Genomic DNA, 17,354 nt, shown 5'->3' with positions numbered 1-17,354 from the left:
ACCAAGTATTAATATGAAAATAGATCATACGCTCTGTTTTTTGCAATATTTTATTATCTTGCGAATTTATCATTGTAACGAATATGCATATCTTTCCAATCCATAAACAATACGTAAAATACCTTTCCGTATTGCGAGTTCTCTACAATTCTTCCATGATCAAGCACAGAAAAATAAGTTCCGTCAGCTTTTCGAAGATGGAAGTGAATATAGTCATTTTCATTACCACTGTCAATCTGTTCCCAGATACTTGATTCTATCCGTTGCTGTTCATCTTCCCGGATCAAGTTGCGAAAACTTTTCTTAGTAAGTCTGAACAGTTCATCTATATCTTTATATCCTGACATATGAAGAAATTCATCATTTGCAAAAAATAGTTCATCATCTTCTTTGTCAGCTCTGTATATGATGAATGCACCTGGAAGATGTTCCGCGATATCCTTGAATGCGAATCCAAGCTGTTTGCGGGCACCTGACCGAAATCCTTCTCTGTAGACCATACATCCATTTTTTCCATGAAGCTTTATTTCATAAAGAGCGGCATCTGCGCAGCGCATGAGTTGTGAACGATTGGATGCAAATGTTGGATATTCTGCATATCCTAGAGAAATATAAAATGCATGTTCCTTACCATGGTATGAGAATGATTTAGGAAGTTTGGTGAATTTCTGCAGCTGTATATCTGCTTCTGCAAAGGTACAATTTGGTAAAAGAATGCAGAATTCGTCACCACCATTTCTTCCAAGTAATGCATCGGATGGGAAAAAAGTCTTCATGCTGTCTGCAAGATTCTTTAATGCCCTGTCTCCGTAATTATGTCCATAGATATCATTAATAAACTTGAAATCATCGATATCAAGGAGCGCAGCCACAAAATGTGCTTTTGGATTTTTTTGAATCATTTTTTCTGCAAATTCATCAAATCCATAGCGGTTATAAATATTTGTAAGAGAATCTGTGCGCGCCAGTATCTGAAACTTTTTCTTATGTTCTTTTGCTACTAACCATACTCTGGTAAGAACTGACAGGAGAAGGCTTATTGTAAGAAATATTCCGATGATGATTATCAATAATGTGGCATTTCTCCATCCACTTTTAGGAGTTACTTCAAATTTCCAGTTTTCATCTCCTATTGTAAATGTATAAGAAACAGGACGATTTATTTGCCCATCTGATTGATAAACCACTTTATAAGTATCACTCCATGGAGCGTCTGTTTTTGAAATTTTGTATTCGTATCCAAAATTTGAAAGTGCACTGATTGAATCTGAAAAAATATCCGGAACACGCAGGATAACAATAGTAAATCCCCAGAAATACTCATGTCCGTTTTTATCTTTCAGGTATACGGGATTGCGGACTGCAATTCCATATCCTCCCTGTTTTAATTTGAAGGGTCCCTGCGTAATGATTGTATGGTTGTCTCTTGCGTAACAGGAAATTTTTCCGCGGTCTTTATCATGGATCAAATCAATCTTACCTGCCTCCTTTTCATTAGCCGGATAAATATCTGTAACAACACCATTAGGAGCGAGCTGTACACTTTCAATAGAATCAGACATAAGATTTCCTGCAATTGTTTCAAACTGATGGATTTCGCCATCTTCACTTATTAAGATTTGCTTCAAGGTATCTGTGATCTCAATTCCATTTGTAATTTCATTCTTTATTCGTTCGCCATAGGTGGCTACGTTTAATTGTGCTGTTATGTGTCTCTGCTCTTTTTCGTGGGTGTCTGTTTTGTATACAATCAAACTAACAAAGCATATGCCCAGTAAAAAAATAATAAGAGGCACAAGTGTTTTCTTTTTCACTTGGTTCACCTCATTTTGTCCATGGGAATTATTATAATAAAGCATTATATCACAGAAGTTGAAAAACAGAATAAGTTTTATGAAAAAACGGACTGTGCATAATCCTTATACATGAAATGAAAGAAATCCTTGCTGATGAAGTCGATCCAAAAGACAAAAGAAACATATTATGAACCCCTCAAACCATTATCAATGAAACGGATCAAAAACTCTGTTCTTTCATGAGTGAAAGTCTATATACACGTCTGCCGGTTTCTTCATAATGCTGATCCAAAAGATCACAGGTTGTCTGGAGATCGTTAATCCGGATGGCCTCCAACAGACATTGGTGTGTCCATACCGCAGCGCCTCCGTTATAAGAGGTATTTGGATCCGGTGTGTTTGGTTCTAAGCATTTGGCATTCTGAAGCGTTTCAGCATCTCCGCTTAACTGTCCAAAGCGATTAGCATTTTGAACCGAGAGGAACATGGCACCATTCAGTGGACTCAGCAGCTCCCACATTTTGGTCAGTCGGTTAAGCTGGGCAGAACGAATGATCTGCAGGTGGAATGTCTCATCTGCACGAACAGCCTTCATAGTATTGCCTTCGAGAATAGCCTTTCGAAATTCTTCAATACTGGCTTCCATTATCATGAGACTATAGTCACTAAGGAGGCAGTTACTTTTTTGGATTGCCAGTTTTTCAAGGCTGCCGCGCAGAAAAAAGACTTCATAAGCGTCTTGTGGAGAAAGCAGTGCGACTGTACATCCTTTGTTAGGACAGTAATCGACTAAACCTTCGACGGCGAGCTGTCGGAGTGCTTCGCGCACAGGACCTCGGCTGAGTCCGAATTTCCGGGCAATTTCAGCCTCTACCAGTTTTTCTTGAGGCTGAAGGATTCCATTGATAATCTGCTCCCGCAGAGATTCAAGAACAATTTCTGATGTAGTAGTATTTGATGTTTTTCGTTGTTTCTGCATATTTACCTCATAAAATTTTCAGAATAAGTATCCGTTTTCGATAGGTACGCTTGGTTCATAGTAGAACATACCGCCAATTTCTCGCATGTTTCATTTTCTTACTAATTAATAGAAAAAATTATACGGATGTCTTTTGTCCGTTAGCAAAAAACTTATTATAATTATAGTGGATTGTTGGCAAAAACGAAAGCACTATTTTCCCGCTGTTAACATTAAGTTGAAATTGTTGACAATCATATTTGCATGGACTATACTTGGGTTATCAAGAGTAGCTCAAAAATTCTGCATTGTCATAAAAAAATCCTAAAGGGGAATAGGAAGCAACGCAGTAATTGATGGATGTCGGACTGTCTGGTTTCCGAATAGTCCGATTTTCAGCTGAGAAGAATAATTATAGTAGGAAGGAGAGAACTTATGAGACTTACAAATTTGACCTGGCCGAAAGCCCAGGAATATTTTGAAAAAAACGATATGGTACTTATTTCTATCGGCAGTATTGAGTGTCACGGCCGTCACATGCCACTAGGAACCGATACACTGATTCCGGAGCATTTGTTGGAGAAAATCGAGAAGAAGAGTGATGTTTTGATTGCTCCGACGATTCCGTATGGTTCCTGCCAGTATTTAGCTCCGTATCCGGGTACAATTGATATTGACAATGAGGTACTCTATCAGTTTTGCCGTCAGATTTTTCTGAGTCTGTATCGTCACGGCGCAAGAAAATTCGTTTTCCTGAACGGACATGGTGGAAACATCAAGATGATTGAACGTCTTGGCATGGAATTCGAAGATAAGGGCTGTCTGGTGGCTATGCTTAACTGGTGGCTGATGGCATGGGATATGAACCCGGCGTGGAAAGGCGGCCACGGCGGTGGTGAGGAAACAGCTGCGATTCTTGGAATTGATCCGTCTTTAGTTGATAAGAGTGAGATAGGCGGTGAACTCCAGTTTAAGCACCTGTCTGAAAATCTGAAGACAACCGGTTTCTGTTCTGTTGAGTTCAAGGGAGTTAACGTTGATATTATACGCAATACTCCGCATGTAACAGACAACGGCTGGATCGGACCGGATCATCCGAATACCGCTACAGAAGAGTGGGGCAAGGAGATGCTTGAGACCACAGCAAACTATATTGTTGATTTCATGGAAGAATTCAAGAAAATAAAACTTTCATAAAGAGGTGTCAGAATGGATAAAAAAACAACGCTTGAAATGATTGCAGCAATTTCAAATGCAAACGGTACATCCGGTTTCGAAGATGAAGTGGTTGCAGCAATTCGTCCTTACGCAGAAGGACTCGGAGAAATTACAGAAGATCGCATGCGCAACCTATATATCCGCCGTAAAGAAAATAACGGCAAACGTCCGGTTGTTCAGCTTGACGCACATAGTGATGAGGTTGGGTTTATGGTGCAGGCTATCTGCCCGAACGGAACTCTCCGCATCATTCAGGTCGGAGGTTGGGTTAACCATAATATTCCGGCTCATAAAGTCTTGGTTCGCAACCGGTTCGGAGAATATATTCCGGGACTTACTGCCAGCAAGCCTCCGCATTTCATGACAGAGCAGGAGCGTAAAGCTCCTCTGGATATGAAAGATATCACGGTTGATGTTGGCGCTGTTTCTAAAGAAGAGGCGGTTGAAAAATTCGGCATTCGTATCGGTGAACCGGTAGTGCCGGATGTGACATTTACATATTCAGAAACCACCGATCTGATGGTGGGCAAGAGCTTTGACTGCCGTCTGGGATGTGCGGCAATTCTTAAGACCATGCATACCCTGGCTGGTCAGGATCTGAATGTAGATATTGTTGGTGCTTGTGCAGCACAGGAAGAGGTTGGTGTGCGCGGTGCCACCGTGACAACACAGGTAATTAAACCGGATATCGCAATTGTTTTTGAGGGATGCCCGGCAGATGATACCTGCGTTGAGTCGTATATGGTTCAGACAGCTATCAAACGAGGACCGATGCTGCGTCACATTGATGCCCGTATGATCACCAATCCGCATTATCAAAGATATGCACTGGATCTGGCAGAAAAGCTTGGTATTCCGGTTCAGGATGCAGTTCGCAGTGCCGGTTCAACAAATGGTGCAGCTATACATTTGTCTGAAAAAGCGGTTCCGGTTATCGTTATCGGAGTTCCGGTTCGCTATGCACATACACATTACGGAATTTCAGCTTATGCTGATTTTGATAATGCGGTTAAGCTGGCATGTGAAATTCTTAAAAGACTTGACGAAGAGCAGATTATGAGTTTTTAAATACAATACATTAAAAAAATTCTGGATTTTATGCAGGAGCTGAGATAAGCAGAAACTGCATAAAATCCATTTTTTATCTTCGTTGAAAAGATTTCGGGTGAGATAACACTGGTGGTCTGCCCCAAATGTGCTCAACCTTTGTCAGCCTCATTTAGCATACATCTTCAGTAAATGAATTATTTCTGGTCAAGTACGGACTGGATCTGCTTCATCAGCTGATCGTAGTTTGACTGATCGTCAATGCCACCCATGAAAGGTTCGCCAATGATATTTCCGTCTTTATCTACGAGAACTGTTGTCGGGAATGCCATAATGTTTCCTGCATATTTTCCAACTGTTGAATTAGAATCGAAAGTCAGGTTCTTGTAGGAAGCGCCTTGAGCTTTCAGGATTTCTTTTGCCTCTTTAATTCCGGCTTCATTGTTGTCTAAAGTATCCGTGTTGATACCAACAACTTCGCCACCCATTTCTTTGAGTTTCTCATTTAATTCATTCAGCTTAGAGAGCTCTCCGACACATGGCTTGCATCCGCTGAACCAGAAGTTTACAACTGTAACTTTGTTTTTAGCGAAAAGACTGTCATCTACATCGTTTCCATCCAGATCTTTTCCTTTGAAACCTTTGAATACAGCTGTGGATTCGTCTGATTTGGAGGAAGAGCTGTCAGAAGAATCGGATGCAGCAATCTCTTTCTCAAGCTTGGCAATTTCTTCTTCAATTCCGCGGATTGTCTCGATGTCTTTGCACAGAGTTTCATATTCTTCTTCAGAGAAAGAGTCTTTGTTAGATTCCACTGTGCTTGCGAGGGAATCAGCATAGTTTTCGCTCATGGCATCACCGGCAGCGTTCTTGTTCATAAGACCAAAGGCTTTGTCCCATGCATCTTTGTGATCAGCAAAAAGCTGGTTTTCCTGCTGGTAAAGGTCATCCCGTTTTTTGTTCAGCTCGTCTGCGCTGCCCGTTTCTGTTGTGGAAGAAGATTCCTGTTTTGTGTTTGTATTGTCTGTTGAGGAGGAATTTCCGCAGCCTGTAAACGCAAAAAGTACAGAAATGGCAAGGGATGCAGCAATTACCTTTTTTAATTTCATTGAGTTTGTTCTAAGTGTTTTGTTTTTCATGAGTTTAAATCTCCTTTTCAATTTTATTTTGTTCGTTTTAGTTTATTTATTGTCAGCCTTTTTTTTGTTTGAAAATCCGTAATGATAGCAGATTGCATCAGTCGGACAGGCTTTCATACATTCTCCGCATCGGATACACTCCGGATGGTTTGGTGTGTCTACTACATTGACATCCATCTTACAGACACGACTACATTTCTGGCAGCCAACACATTTCTCATGATCAACCTGAATCTTAAGAAAAGATACCTTGTTAAACAGTGAGTAAATAGCACCCAGCGGGCAGATCCATTTACAAAATGGACGGTAAAACAAGATGCTCAGGATGATAAAAAGCGCAAGGATTGTGAACTTAAATGTAAATAAATGTCCGAGTGCGGCACGGATTCCTGAGTTGGCAAGTGCCAGCGGAATTGCGCCTTCAAGTACGCCCTGTGGGCAAATGTATTTGCAGAAGAAAGGATCTCCCATACCAAGTGAATTGGTTACAAATGCCGGAAGTAGTATAACAAAGACGACCAGAATCACATATTTCAGATACCGCAGAGGCTTCAGTTTTGCGGTGGAAAGTTTCTTGCCCGGAATCTTATGCAGCAGATCCTGGAACCATCCAAACGGACAGAGGAATCCACAGATAAACCGTCCTAACAGAACACCTAACAGGATGAAAAATCCGGTGATGTAGTAGGTAAATTTGAATTTTGAAGAACCGACCACGGCCTGAAATGCTCCGATCGGACATGCTCCGGTAGCGGCAGGACAAGAGTAACAGTTTAGTCCCGGGACGCACATCGTTTTTACATTTCCCTGATAAATTTTCCCTTTAAACAGATTCGGGATGTGAATGTTGGTCAGCAGTGTAGCAGCTGCCTGAATCCATCCGCGGAAGCGGGCCAGAAAGTTTTTGTTTGATTTCATTTTCTTATCCAATTCCAACACACTCCATACATAATTTTATTGCCTTACTAAGTACAACCGCTGCTTCTCCGCGGAAGATCCCGACAAGGAAAAACACCAGACCGGCTGCAAGTAAAAGAATCTGTGTTGCTTTTTCAGATTTCATTAAAATACTCCTTTCAATGTTCAAAGTCCGTTTATTGACCTTTCGATGTTTGCATTATACAATAGAGGATGTAAAATTCCTGTTAAGAAAATGGAGAAAAATAAATTGAGATTATTAGTTGTTGAAGATGAGAAGAAATTATGTGATATGATTGCGAAAAGTCTGCACCAGGCAGGATATGAGGTAGACACGTGTAATGACGGAGAGAAAGCACTGGATATGATCTATGCGGAAATGTATGATTTGATCGTGCTTGATCTTAACCTTCCGGGGATGGATGGGATGGATATTCTCCGGGAACTTCGAAAGGAAAATGAAGAGACAAAGGTATTGATTCTGTCTGCGAGAAGTCAGATCGCTGATAAGGTTGACGGTCTTGATGCGGGGGCAAATGATTATATGGAAAAACCCTTTCATCTGCAAGAGCTGGAAGCCCGTGTGCGAAGTCTGACAAGAAGAAAGTTTGTACAAAAAAATGTCTGTCTGGAATGTGGCAGTCTTCGTTTTGATACAAGAGAAAGGACTGCATATGCAAAAAACAAGCCGGTTGCATTGACAAGAAAAGAGAATGGAATTCTAGAGTATCTTCTTTTGAATCAGGGAAGACCGGTCAGTCAGGAAGAACTGATCGAGCATGTCTGGGATTCTTCTGTGGATAGTTTCAGCGGCTCGATCCGAGTGCATATGTCTTCTCTGAGAAAGAAACTGAAAGCCGGGCTTGGTTATGATCCGATCGTGAATAAGATCGGTGAGGGGTATAAGATAGGAGGAGGTGGTAAAGCATGAAAAAAATATCACTCCAGTGGAGACTGACGATTCTTACGACGGTGTTGATTACAGTATTGTGTGGATGTCTTACATTTTTCCTATATAAGAACGGAGTCTATTATATTGACACGCTTCAGGAGACTGTTACGGATCAAAGTGCCGCACCGGAGGCAGTGTATATTGATATTCCGGATAATGAATGGGATGATTTTGCAGCGCAGTTTGCTACGAAGGTTTATAATTCGAAATCAGATTATAGAAATAGAAGTCTTCTGATTACTGTTGTCGTGGCACTGATTGGTGGCGCAGTTACATTTTTTGTCAGCGGCAGGGCATTAAAACCACTCAAAGAATTTTCAGAGACAGTAGAAAAGGTTCAGGCACAGAATCTGGCGGATTATACGATTGAAGAGAATAGAATCGCAGAATTAGACCGACTTCGTACTTCTTATAACAAGATGCTTTTGCGACTTTCGGAATCATTTGAGACACAGCGTCAGTTTACAGGAAATGCAGCACATGAGTTACGTACTCCACTGGCTTTAATCCAGGCACAGCTGGATCTATACCATACAACAGAACATCCGGATAGTACAACAGTGGCAGGAGAGACTATTCAGATGGTAACGGAGCAGAATGAACGTCTTAGCAAGTTGGTCAGAACGCTTTTGGATATGAGCGAATTACAGACCGTATCGCGAAATGACAGAATTGAGCTCCATAGTCTGATCGAGGAAGTGCTGACAGATCTGGAACCGCTGGCACAGGAAAAAAAGGTTGAACTGATACAGAGGTCACAGGGAGCAGGAGCAAAGGCAGATGAAGAATTGTTTTTGACAGGGAGTGATATTCTGATTTACAGAATGCTATATAATCTTGTGGAAAATGCGATTAAATATAATCGGGAAAATGGATCCGTTACGGTATCGGCAATAAAGGAGAAGAACAAAGTTATTCTGAAGGTTTCGGATACAGGAAATGGAATTGATGAAGCATTCAGGGAGCAGATCTTCGAACCGTTCTTCCGGGTAGATAAGTCAAGAAGCCGGGAACTCGGAGGTGTGGGGCTTGGTCTTGCGATGGTGCGGGAAGTTGTGCGGGTTCATGACGGAACGATTGAAGTTTATACAAATAAGCATAGCGGGACGACATTTGAAGTGAAAATGGGTATAGGGGCAGACTTTGAAAAAGCAGTATAATCGAAAAACAATTCGCAAATCGATCATACTGATGTTTATCGCTTCCACCTGCCAGAACATGGAGAATCCGTCTTACAATTCACTTACCGTATCAAAAATAAACCAAGGATTATTATTTTTGATACGGTTTAAATTATTTCAGACAGACATCCATAAAATCCTGCACTACCGCCGTCGGCTTCCGCCCCTTCTGCCAGATCAGAAGGATCTTCGTCACCAGATCCGGTTCATCAAGCACCTGACAAGCCAGCCCTTCGCAAAGCGGCTCCATGGACTGCGGGAAGATCGCCGTGGCAAGCCCTTCCTTCACCCAGAGGGTAGCGCCCCTGGCATCATCACACAGGCAGAACACCTCCGGAACCAGATTCTGCGCGTGAAATGCATCCATAATCAGCTTTTCATAGCGCCGGTAGAGAATTAACGGTCTGTGGACTAACTCTTCAAGAATGAGTGATTTTCGCCTTTCTGAAGGCATCTCCGGATTGGAAACAGCGATCATCGGCTCCGAATGCAGGACTGCGGACTCCACATCATCCAGCCGGAGCGGCGTGCGGACAACCGAAATATCGATGATCCCTTCCTGAAGATAATCATATAACGTATACGTGATCCCATCGTGAACCTCAAAATTCACGTCGGGATTTTTCTTTGAAAATTCTGCGATAAACGGCATGACTGTGCCGACCGTCGTCGGCGTGATCCCGATTCTCAGAACCCTTTTTTTACCCGTTTGGGACACCTCAAGCTCTGTCGATCTGGCATAATCCAGAAGGCTCGCCGCACGGTCATACAAAAGCTTACCTGCCGCCGTCAGGATCACCCCTTTATGGGTACGCTCAAACAGCTGCACGTTCAGTTCATTTTCCAACTGCCTGATCTGATAGCTGAGGGGCGGCTGTGACATATTGAGCTTTCTCGCCGCTTCATTGATGCTTCCCGTATTCGCGATTTCCCGGAAATATTCCAGCTGTCTGAGTTCCATTTTCTTTTTTCCCTCCGTTTAGTTATATGATGATACCAGGGGCAAAAGCCGATGCAAGCTTGCTTGCAAGAGGATTTTTGACCTCTTGACCCGCCAAAAACATGAGTAAGTAGCCATTTTTCAAAGAAAAATGAGCGGATTACGAATGTTTTTGAGGATTGCGAGAGTGCAAAGCACGTAGCAATCTGGTATCAAATAGGTCAAAATACCTTTTGCCACTCACATTGTTATACTTTTTTTATATTAAGCTGTCATAAAAACAATATTATTCATATTGATGGTAGCGCATTATAATGAGTAAGTCAAGAAAAAACTAAGAAGTAAAGAACAGGAGTGAGTGTGTTTGAAGAAACTTTGGGTTTATCTGAAAGAATACAAGACAGAAAGTATTCTTGCACCATTATTCAAACTGCTGGAAGTCGTATTTGATCTTTTGGTTCCGGTGGTTGTCGCCAAGATCATTGATATTGGTATTGCAAACAATGACCACGGCTACATCGTAAAGATGTTCCTGGTGCTGATCCTCATGGCTGCAGTCGGTCTTAGCTGCAGTTTTACCGCACAGTATTTTGCTGCAAGAGCGAGTGTCGGCTGTGCAACCAATTTAAGACAGGCCGTATTTGACCACATTCAGGGCTTTTCATTTACCGAACTTGATACGATCGGTACGGACACCCTGATCACACGGATGACCGATGATATCAACCAGGTCCAGAACGGCATCAACATGGGACTTCGTCTTCTTCTGAGAAGTCCGTTTATCGTAATCGGTTCGATGATCATGGCATTTACGATCAACTTTAAATGTGCGCTGGTATTCGTTGTGGCGATCCCTCTTTTATTTGTCGGCGTCATTTTCATTATGCTGGTCAGCATCCCGCTTTTCAAAAAAGTGCAGGCTGCCCTGGACCGTGTCACAGGACTTACCCGTGAGAATCTGACAGGTGTCCGCGTGATCCGCGCATTTTGCCGCGAAGAAGAGTCGGTAAATGAATTTGAAAAGAGCAACACCGAACTGACCAGGTTAAATGAATTTGTCGGAAGAATTTCCGCCCTGTTAAATCCATTTACCTACGTGTTGATCAACATTGCAACTGTCATCCTGATTGCAAGAGCAGGACTCCAGGTCAATCTCGGAACCATGCATCAGGGACAGGTTGTCGCGCTTTACAACTACATGGCACAGATGATCGTCGAACTGATCAAGCTGGCTTCCCTGATCATTACACTGAACAAGGCGATGGCATGTGCAGACCGTGTAGCCGGTGTCCTGGATATCAGGACTACCATGCATTATCCGGAAACCCCTTCTGCAAAGGCAGATCCTTCTGCAAATGAAGTTGAATTCGACAAGGTATCCTTCACCTATGCAGGTGCCGGTGCATCAAGCCTTTCTGATATCAGTTTCTCTGTAAAAAAAGGGCAGACAGTCGGTATCATCGGTGGTACCGGATGCGGAAAATCCACTCTGGTCAGCCTGATCTCCCGTTTCTATGATGTAACCTGCGGAACCGTTAAACTGAATGGACGCAATGTAAAAGAGCTTACCAATCAGGAAATCCACGACAAGGTCGGAATCGTACAGCAGCGCTCCGTCCTTTTCAAAGGCAGCATCCGCGATAACATGAAATGGGGCAATGAAAATGCATCTGACTCCGAGATCTGGGATGCACTGAAAGTTGCACAGGCAAAAGAAGTCGTAGAAGGAAAAGACGGACAACTTGATTTCATGCTCGAGCAGAACGGAAAGAACCTTTCCGGTGGACAGCGTCAACGTCTTACCATTGCCCGCGCTCTTGTGAAAAAGCCGGAAATCCTGATCCTCGACGACAGCTTAAGCGCACTTGATTTTGCAACTGACGCAGCACTTCGGAAAGCCCTCGCAGGACTGGAAGGAGAGACAACAACCTTCCTGGTATCCCAGAGGGTTGCAGGCATCCGCCAGGCAGACAAGATTTTAGTATTAGATAATGGAGAACTCGCCGGATCCGGTACACATGATGAACTTATGAAATCCTGCGAAGTTTATCGTGAGATCTATTTCTCACAGTTCCCGGAAGACCGTGCAAAATATGAAAGAGGGGAGATGTAGGTATGAAAAAAGACAGTATAATGAAAAAGCTTTTTAAATATATCGGAAAATACTGGATTCTCCTGATCCTCAGCATCATCCTTGCCGGAATATCAGTGGTTCTTCAGCTTTATGTGCCGGTTCTCTTCGGTAATGCGATTGATGAGATCGTAGCAGCACACAAGGTAAACTTTACCCAGATGTGGCTCTATCTGAAGCAGATTCTTCTGTTCGTAGTGATCGCTGCAGCCGCAATCTGGATCATGAACCTTGTCAATAACCGCATGACCTATCATATTGTACAGGATATCCGATCCCAGGCAATCCGCCACATCCAGAAGCTTCCGCTTTCTTATCTGGACCAGAACAGCACCGGCGATATTGTGAGCCGTATCATTGCCGATACCGATATCCTTTCTGACGGATTACTGCTCGGATTTACCCAGTTATTTTCCGGCGTTGTGACCGTTGTTGTAACCTTGATCTTCATGTTTTCCAAGAACGTGTGGATCACTTTGATGGTCATCCTTCTGACACCACTCAGCTTCCTGGTGGCAAAATTTATTTCCTCACGCTCTTTTACCATGTTTAAAAAGCAGAGTGAAACTCGTGGAAAACAGACTGCTCTGATCGAGGAAATGATCGGAAATCAGAAGGTTGTCAAGGCATTCGGATATGAGGACAAGGCTTCAAAGCGTTTTGATGAGATCAATAAAGAACTCAAAGAATACAGCCAGAAAGCCGTATTTTACAGCAGCCTTACCAATCCGTCCACCCGTTTCGTAAACAACATTATTTACGCTGCCGTAGCACTTGCAGGTGCATTCCTGATCCCGCTTGGAGCCCTGACTGTCGGCGGTCTTTCCGTACTGCTTTCTTACGCGAACCAGTACATGAAGCCATTCAACGACATTACATCCGTAATCACGGAAATGCAGAACGCCCTTGCATGTGCGACACGTATCTTTGACCTCTTAGAAGAACCGGAAGAAGTAAACGATTCTTCTGAAGTACTTGAAAAGGTGGATGGAAATGTGGATATCGACCACGTAGATTTCAGCTATGACAAGAGTAAATCTCTGATTGAAGACTTTAACCTTCAGGTTGAACCTGGTATGCGTATTGCGATCGTAGGTCCTACCGGATGCGGAAAAACAACATTTATCAACCTCCTGATGCGCTTCTATGACGTGGATTCCGGAAAAATCTGTATCGACGGTAAACCGATCGATGAGATTTCCCGACATTCACTCAGAAAGAGCTTCGGTATGGTGCTTCAGGATACCTGGATCAAATCCGGTACTGTCCGTGAAAATATCAACTTCGGAAAACCGGATGCCACGGATGAAGAAATCATCCGGGCAGCAAAAGAGGCAAAAAGCTGGGATTTCATCCGCAGACTTCCGCAGGGACTTGATACCGTCCTGCATGAGGACAGCATCAGTCAGGGACAGAAACAGCTCCTGTGTATCACAAGAGTTATGCTCTGTCTGCCGCCAATGCTGATCCTGGACGAAGCGACTTCAAGTATCGATACCCGTACCGAACTGCAGGTACAGGAAGCATTTGATAACCTGATGAAAGGTCGTACAAGCTTTGTCGTTGCACACCGTCTGTCTACGATCCGCAACGCTTCCCTGATCCTCGTCATGAAAGACGGTAAGATCATTGAGCAGGGAACCCATGAAGAACTGCTGAAAGAAGGCGGCTTCTACAGTCATCTGTATAACAGCCAGTTCCAGGCAGTGTCATAAAAGGATAACGGTGCTAAGCGGATTCGTCGGAAACATCCAAAACAGTTAAGGATGGATTCATGGAAGCACCAGATGGTGAGATTCCATTTGATTAATTCAGAATAAATGGTTGGAGAGGCTGCCCTTTGCCGGGGCATCCTCTTTTCCATTTTACAGAAGAAATCAAAAATTACAGGTATTCGACCTAACGAAATCGTGATATAATGAGTGCAAGAGAGCCAACATGCTTGCATGATTGGCGAACGGCGAATTGGATCATGATAGTTGCGAAGCAACGGTCATGATATAATCAAAATATATTTGAATGAGAAATATGGAGATAGCTTATGGGCGTAAGTTATAACAGATTGTGGAAAATGCTCATAGATAAAAATATGAAGCGAATAGAGATGCAGTACCTCACTGGAATCAGTGGAAATATTCTTGCCCGGATGGGGAAAAATCAGTATGTATCAATGGAGACGATTGAGAAGATCTGCAAGAAGCTAGACTGCACTGTTGATGAGATGATGGAATTTACAGATGATGAGTAACAGGAGGTTAACTTCCCGTTTATCGGGAAGTCGCAGAGAACGAAAAAACGGTATTTGGAGGTATTCACTATGAAAAAGATTATAACCGTAATGCTTTGCATTGTGCTGGTTCTTCTCTTTGCCGGATGCGGAAAAGACGGCGATACATCAAAAGTGGAAATTGATTATGGAACATCTTCCGTTTATTCAAAAGAAGAAATAGACTCTGCCATTGAGATTATAAAAAAGCAGTTCACTTCATTTGAGGGCTGTGAATTGCATAGCCTTTCTTATATGCCTGATGAAGAATGCAACAATGCAGATAACATTGAATGGATGAACAATTTAAGAACGGATGATAATAAAGAAGCCTTTACGCAATGTATTGCATTTGAAAGCAGTTTCCGTTCGCCGGAAAAAGGTGGCGGTGCATGGGAAGCTAACGAAGAATACACTTGGTCATGGTGGCTTGCACGGAGTGAAGGCGGAGAATGGAATCTGATGACTTGGGGTTATTGATAAGAGTAAAAAATTCCAGTATTATTGGCCAAGAAATTAAGGAGGATTCATTATGAGTGAGAAAACAGAGATTACTTTCATGCAAACAAGATTAATCCGGCTTGCTTCAGAAGAGTGGCATTTACCTGTTGAACAGATTATCCACTTGTTTAAAGAAGCCGATGTTCTTGGATATATAGAAAAATGCTATGGGATTTTTCATTGTGAAGGTGATGAAGCTGTGCTTGAAGATATTACTGAATTTTTGCAAAGAAATGGCAAGGTATGATATCATTGCAGGAAAGATTGCGGATGATGCAACAAACGCTACCCTTACTGCTTATCTTGCCGGGGCTTTCGGGACAGCAGGCGATAAGGAAGCAGACGATTTCTGCATCAGACAGTTGCTGCCCAATAAACTAAAAGATCAATATTGCTTCAAAACAGAATCCGCTATTGAGTGTCTGAAATTTGTGAAAGGTGAGAAGATATGGCTGAAGTAACAATTCCAAAAGAAAAACTGGATTATACAATCGACCTTCTTATCGCTATGGTGACAGAAGAAATCGCAGAAGAGACGGGCAAGGACAGAAAAGAGGTATTGACAGATTTTCTATGTTCAAAGACAGGAAAAGCACTGTATGATGAGAAAACAAAACTGTGGTGCAATGGTCCGGCATATATAACCGAATTGTATAGGGAAGAATTAAAGAAATCCTGATATGGAATGTGAGTTTAAATTTATACAACAATGGCGAGCAAAACTTTTATTCCATATAGAGCAACAATTAAATATTTCAAAAACGCTGAGGTCAGCATTTCCTAATCATGGAACAATGACCTCAGTTTTTTTATACCAGAAATCGGCATTCATGAATCAGCCGGTTCTTTTTATTTCTCCAGATACGTGTTTTTGTATTCTTCACGAATTGCTTCCGGCACAAGACTTCCGCCTGTTGCCCATGCAATGTGTGTCGCATTTTTCATTTTCTCTTCAAGATGATTCTCCTGTAAATATTTATGTGCAGATTCATTCCTTTCAATCTGTATTGGTCCTTCAAAAGAAGCACAAGCACTTGGCTCAAGGAAAATGTTCTCTGTTCCGAGAAGGTCTCTCATGTAATCATATAATTTTCCATCGCGGATAGTAAATTCGCCGCCAAGCAGATTCTTCATTACTCTGCCTACAAATCCAGAAGGACGTCCCACGGCAAGCCCATCTGCATGGGTAAGTCCGGTAAGCCCTATATCCTGTACGGAAATCTCCTGGTTCAGTCCGGTTGCCATTCCGACTAACATACACGGTGCCTGTGTCGGTTCTATGAAAAAGCAGTGTACATAATCTCCGAACAGCAGCTTAAGTCCAAAGCATACACCACCCGGTGCTCCGCCTACTCCGCAGGGAATATATACAAAGAGCGGATGTTCTTCGTCTACTGTAACATTCTTTTCTTCCAACTGCTTTTGCAGACGTTTTGCCGCTACTGCATAACCAAGAAAGAGTGTTTTTGAATTTTCATCATCCACAAAGTAGCTGTTCGGATCTGCATCAGATAAAGCACGTCCGTTTTTCACCGCTTCACTATAATCTGACTCATATTCCTTTACTGTTACCCCGTGGCTTCTGAGCAAGTCTTTTTTCCACTGTTTCGCATCTGCTGACATGTGTACGATCACCTGATAGCTAACTGCTGCACTCATGATTCCGATACTCAGTCCAAGGTTTCCGGTGGAACCCACCTGAATGGTATACTTTTTGAAAAACTCTCTGCATTCTTCACTCGCCAGTTTCTCATAATTGTCTTCCAGACTCAAAATTCCATGCTCTATTGCAAGTTCTTCTGTGTGTTTCAAAATCTCATAAATACCGCCGCGTGCCTTGATCGAACCGGCGATCGCCAGATGGCTGTCCTGCTTTAATAATAAGTTCCCTTCCAGATTGCTGTCGTATTTCTCATTCAGCAAATCCTTCATCTTCGGAACCGGTGTCAGAACAGATTCGATGATTCCGTTTCTCTCTTTTGTTTCCGGGAAACATTTCATAATGAACGGTGCAAAACGCTCTAGTCTGCGCTCCGCATCTTCTACATCTTCCATACCAAGTTCGATCTGTTCCATTGCTTCCCCACAAGCTGTTTTGTCCGGATTTTTCCAGAACACCTCTTTTTCACTACAGATCTCCTTCAAAATCGGAGTCTTTTCCTCCAGCATTTTCAAATCAACCATTGCTTTCATACCGTTACTGAAAACTTATAAAAAGTTACAAACTTCTATGTTTCATTCCTACTTCAACGAGTATGCTTTTGATGATATAAATATCTATCTACTCACAAGTTCTTGTACTCTCCA

The 17,354-nt window shown here is 42.5% G+C and carries 18 protein-coding genes; 11 read left to right on the top strand and 7 right to left on the bottom strand.

The genetic code is table 11. From position 1 onward, the window contains the following. Positions 1–53 precede the first annotated feature (53 nt). Positions 54–1,814 (bottom strand): diguanylate cyclase domain-containing protein, encoded by a 1,761-nt coding sequence (locus PGW42_RS12225; protein ID WP_270204008.1) that lies wholly within the window; start codon positions 1,812–1,814, stop codon positions 54–56. A 202-nt stretch (positions 1,815–2,016) separates the two neighbouring features. Next, positions 2,017–2,775, bottom strand: coding sequence for a GntR family transcriptional regulator (locus PGW42_RS12220; RefSeq protein WP_270204009.1), 759 nt, complete (start codon positions 2,773–2,775; stop codon positions 2,017–2,019). A gap of 414 nt (positions 2,776–3,189) precedes the next feature. Here PGW42_RS12220 and PGW42_RS12215 point away from each other — a divergent pair, with 414 nt between their 5' ends. Next, entirely contained in the window at positions 3,190–3,951 is a 762-nt protein-coding gene (locus PGW42_RS12215; protein WP_117824036.1) for a creatininase family protein, read from the top strand. Between the two features lie 12 nt (positions 3,952–3,963). Further along, positions 3,964–5,040, top strand: coding sequence for a M42 family metallopeptidase (locus tag PGW42_RS12210; protein WP_118219167.1), 1,077 nt, complete (start codon positions 3,964–3,966; stop codon positions 5,038–5,040). Between the two features lie 176 nt (positions 5,041–5,216). Here the strand turns inward: PGW42_RS12210 and PGW42_RS12205 are convergent, their stop codons facing one another. From PGW42_RS12205 to PGW42_RS12195, 3 genes are read right to left on the bottom strand one after another with little or no spacing between them, the layout of a single operon-like run. Further along, the gene (locus PGW42_RS12205) at positions 5,217–6,158 is read right to left on the bottom strand and encodes a TlpA disulfide reductase family protein (protein ID WP_118199478.1); all 942 of its coding nucleotides are present in this window, start codon (positions 6,156–6,158) and stop codon (positions 5,217–5,219) included. Between the two features lie 42 nt (positions 6,159–6,200). Further along, positions 6,201–7,088, bottom strand: a complete 888-nt coding sequence (locus tag PGW42_RS12200; RefSeq protein ID WP_117558043.1) for a 4Fe-4S binding protein — start codon at positions 7,086–7,088, stop codon at positions 6,201–6,203. Continuing rightward, positions 7,081–7,221, bottom strand: coding sequence for a CD1871A family CXXC motif-containing protein (locus tag PGW42_RS12195; RefSeq protein ID WP_020435933.1), 141 nt, complete (start codon positions 7,219–7,221; stop codon positions 7,081–7,083). Before PGW42_RS12195 ends, PGW42_RS12200 begins: the two co-directional genes overlap by 8 nt. A gap of 45 nt (positions 7,222–7,266) precedes the next feature. Here PGW42_RS12195 and PGW42_RS12190 point away from each other — a divergent pair, with 45 nt between their 5' ends. Continuing rightward, the gene (locus tag PGW42_RS12190; protein WP_270204010.1) at positions 7,267–8,007 is read left to right on the top strand and encodes a response regulator transcription factor; all 741 of its coding nucleotides are present in this window, start codon (positions 7,267–7,269) and stop codon (positions 8,005–8,007) included. Then, positions 8,004–9,188, top strand: coding sequence for a sensor histidine kinase (locus tag PGW42_RS12185; RefSeq protein WP_117824032.1), 1,185 nt, complete (start codon positions 8,004–8,006; stop codon positions 9,186–9,188). Before PGW42_RS12190 ends, PGW42_RS12185 begins: the two co-directional genes overlap by 4 nt. A gap of 133 nt (positions 9,189–9,321) precedes the next feature. On the opposite strand, the gene PGW42_RS12180 is transcribed toward PGW42_RS12185, so the two are convergent. Then, positions 9,322–10,170 (bottom strand): LysR family transcriptional regulator, encoded by an 849-nt coding sequence (locus PGW42_RS12180; RefSeq protein ID WP_117835971.1) that lies wholly within the window; start codon positions 10,168–10,170, stop codon positions 9,322–9,324. Between the two features lie 343 nt (positions 10,171–10,513). Between PGW42_RS12180 and PGW42_RS12175 the strand changes: the two genes are divergently transcribed. The 7 genes from PGW42_RS12175 to PGW42_RS12145 all read left to right on the top strand — a co-directional run bounded on the left by PGW42_RS12175 (position 10,514) and on the right by PGW42_RS12145 (position 15,726). Beyond that, on the top strand, positions 10,514–12,262 hold the full coding sequence (locus PGW42_RS12175; protein WP_117824030.1) for an ABC transporter ATP-binding protein: 1,749 nt from the start codon (positions 10,514–10,516) through the stop codon (positions 12,260–12,262). A gap of 2 nt (positions 12,263–12,264) precedes the next feature. Then, complete coding sequence (locus PGW42_RS12170) at positions 12,265–13,995, top strand: ABC transporter ATP-binding protein (RefSeq protein WP_270204011.1); 1,731 nt, start codon at positions 12,265–12,267, stop codon at positions 13,993–13,995. Positions 13,996–14,321: 326 nt separating this feature from the next. Next, positions 14,322–14,528, top strand: coding sequence for a helix-turn-helix domain-containing protein (locus PGW42_RS12165; RefSeq protein ID WP_005341250.1), 207 nt, complete (start codon positions 14,322–14,324; stop codon positions 14,526–14,528). 69 nt (positions 14,529–14,597) lie between these two features. Next, positions 14,598–15,026 (top strand): hypothetical protein, encoded by a 429-nt coding sequence (locus PGW42_RS12160; protein WP_117558053.1) that lies wholly within the window; start codon positions 14,598–14,600, stop codon positions 15,024–15,026. A gap of 52 nt (positions 15,027–15,078) precedes the next feature. After that, entirely contained in the window at positions 15,079–15,294 is a 216-nt protein-coding gene (locus PGW42_RS12155) for a DUF3791 domain-containing protein (RefSeq protein WP_055155951.1), read from the top strand. Further along, positions 15,251–15,508, top strand: coding sequence for a DUF3990 domain-containing protein (locus PGW42_RS12150; protein WP_227084783.1), 258 nt, complete (start codon positions 15,251–15,253; stop codon positions 15,506–15,508). The genes PGW42_RS12155 and PGW42_RS12150 overlap by 44 nt, the downstream gene beginning before the upstream one ends. Then, entirely contained in the window at positions 15,496–15,726 is a 231-nt protein-coding gene (locus PGW42_RS12145) for a hypothetical protein (RefSeq protein ID WP_055155952.1), read from the top strand. Before PGW42_RS12150 ends, PGW42_RS12145 begins: the two co-directional genes overlap by 13 nt. A 170-nt stretch (positions 15,727–15,896) precedes the next feature. Here PGW42_RS12145 and PGW42_RS12140 read toward each other — a convergent pair whose 3' ends face one another. Next, positions 15,897–17,240, bottom strand: a complete 1,344-nt coding sequence (locus PGW42_RS12140) for a D-serine ammonia-lyase (protein WP_270204012.1) — start codon at positions 17,238–17,240, stop codon at positions 15,897–15,899. Between the last annotated feature and the right edge of the window lie 114 nt (positions 17,241–17,354).

The sequence above is a fragment of the Coprococcus sp. TM115-187 genome, from assembly GCF_027679115.1.
In the GTDB taxonomy this organism is placed as follows: Bacteria; Bacillota; Clostridia; order Lachnospirales; family Lachnospiraceae; genus Allocoprococcus; species Allocoprococcus comes.
The sequence above is the reverse complement of the archived record's forward strand: the minus strand, read 5'-3'. Positions and strand labels throughout refer to the sequence as shown.

Bases quoted from the DNA above. Each gene is read 5' to 3' on its own strand.
- PGW42_RS12220 (WP_270204009.1), bottom strand. From the start codon at position 2,775: ATGCAGAAACAACGAAAAACATCAAATACTACTACATCAGAAATTGTT.
- PGW42_RS12215 (WP_117824036.1), top strand. From the start codon at position 3,190: ATGAGACTTACAAATTTGACCTGGCCGAAAGCCCAGGAATATTTTGAA.
- PGW42_RS12210 (WP_118219167.1), top strand. From the start codon at position 3,964: ATGGATAAAAAAACAACGCTTGAAATGATTGCAGCAATTTCAAATGCA.
- PGW42_RS12205 (WP_118199478.1), bottom strand. From the start codon at position 6,158: ATGAAAAACAAAACACTTAGAACAAACTCAATGAAATTAAAAAAGGTA.
- PGW42_RS12195 (WP_020435933.1), bottom strand. From the start codon at position 7,221: ATGAAATCTGAAAAAGCAACACAGATTCTTTTACTTGCAGCCGGTCTG.
- PGW42_RS12190 (WP_270204010.1), top strand. From the start codon at position 7,267: ATGTTTGCATTATACAATAGAGGATGTAAAATTCCTGTTAAGAAAATG.
- PGW42_RS12185 (WP_117824032.1), top strand. From the start codon at position 8,004: ATGAAAAAAATATCACTCCAGTGGAGACTGACGATTCTTACGACGGTG.
- PGW42_RS12180 (WP_117835971.1), bottom strand. From the start codon at position 10,170: ATGGAACTCAGACAGCTGGAATATTTCCGGGAAATCGCGAATACGGGA.
- PGW42_RS12170 (WP_270204011.1), top strand. From the start codon at position 12,265: ATGAAAAAAGACAGTATAATGAAAAAGCTTTTTAAATATATCGGAAAA.
- PGW42_RS12165 (WP_005341250.1), top strand. From the start codon at position 14,322: ATGGGCGTAAGTTATAACAGATTGTGGAAAATGCTCATAGATAAAAAT.
- PGW42_RS12160 (WP_117558053.1), top strand. From the start codon at position 14,598: ATGAAAAAGATTATAACCGTAATGCTTTGCATTGTGCTGGTTCTTCTC.
- PGW42_RS12155 (WP_055155951.1), top strand. From the start codon at position 15,079: ATGAGTGAGAAAACAGAGATTACTTTCATGCAAACAAGATTAATCCGG.
- PGW42_RS12145 (WP_055155952.1), top strand. From the start codon at position 15,496: ATGGCTGAAGTAACAATTCCAAAAGAAAAACTGGATTATACAATCGAC.
- PGW42_RS12140 (WP_270204012.1), bottom strand. From the start codon at position 17,240: ATGAAAGCAATGGTTGATTTGAAAATGCTGGAGGAAAAGACTCCGATT.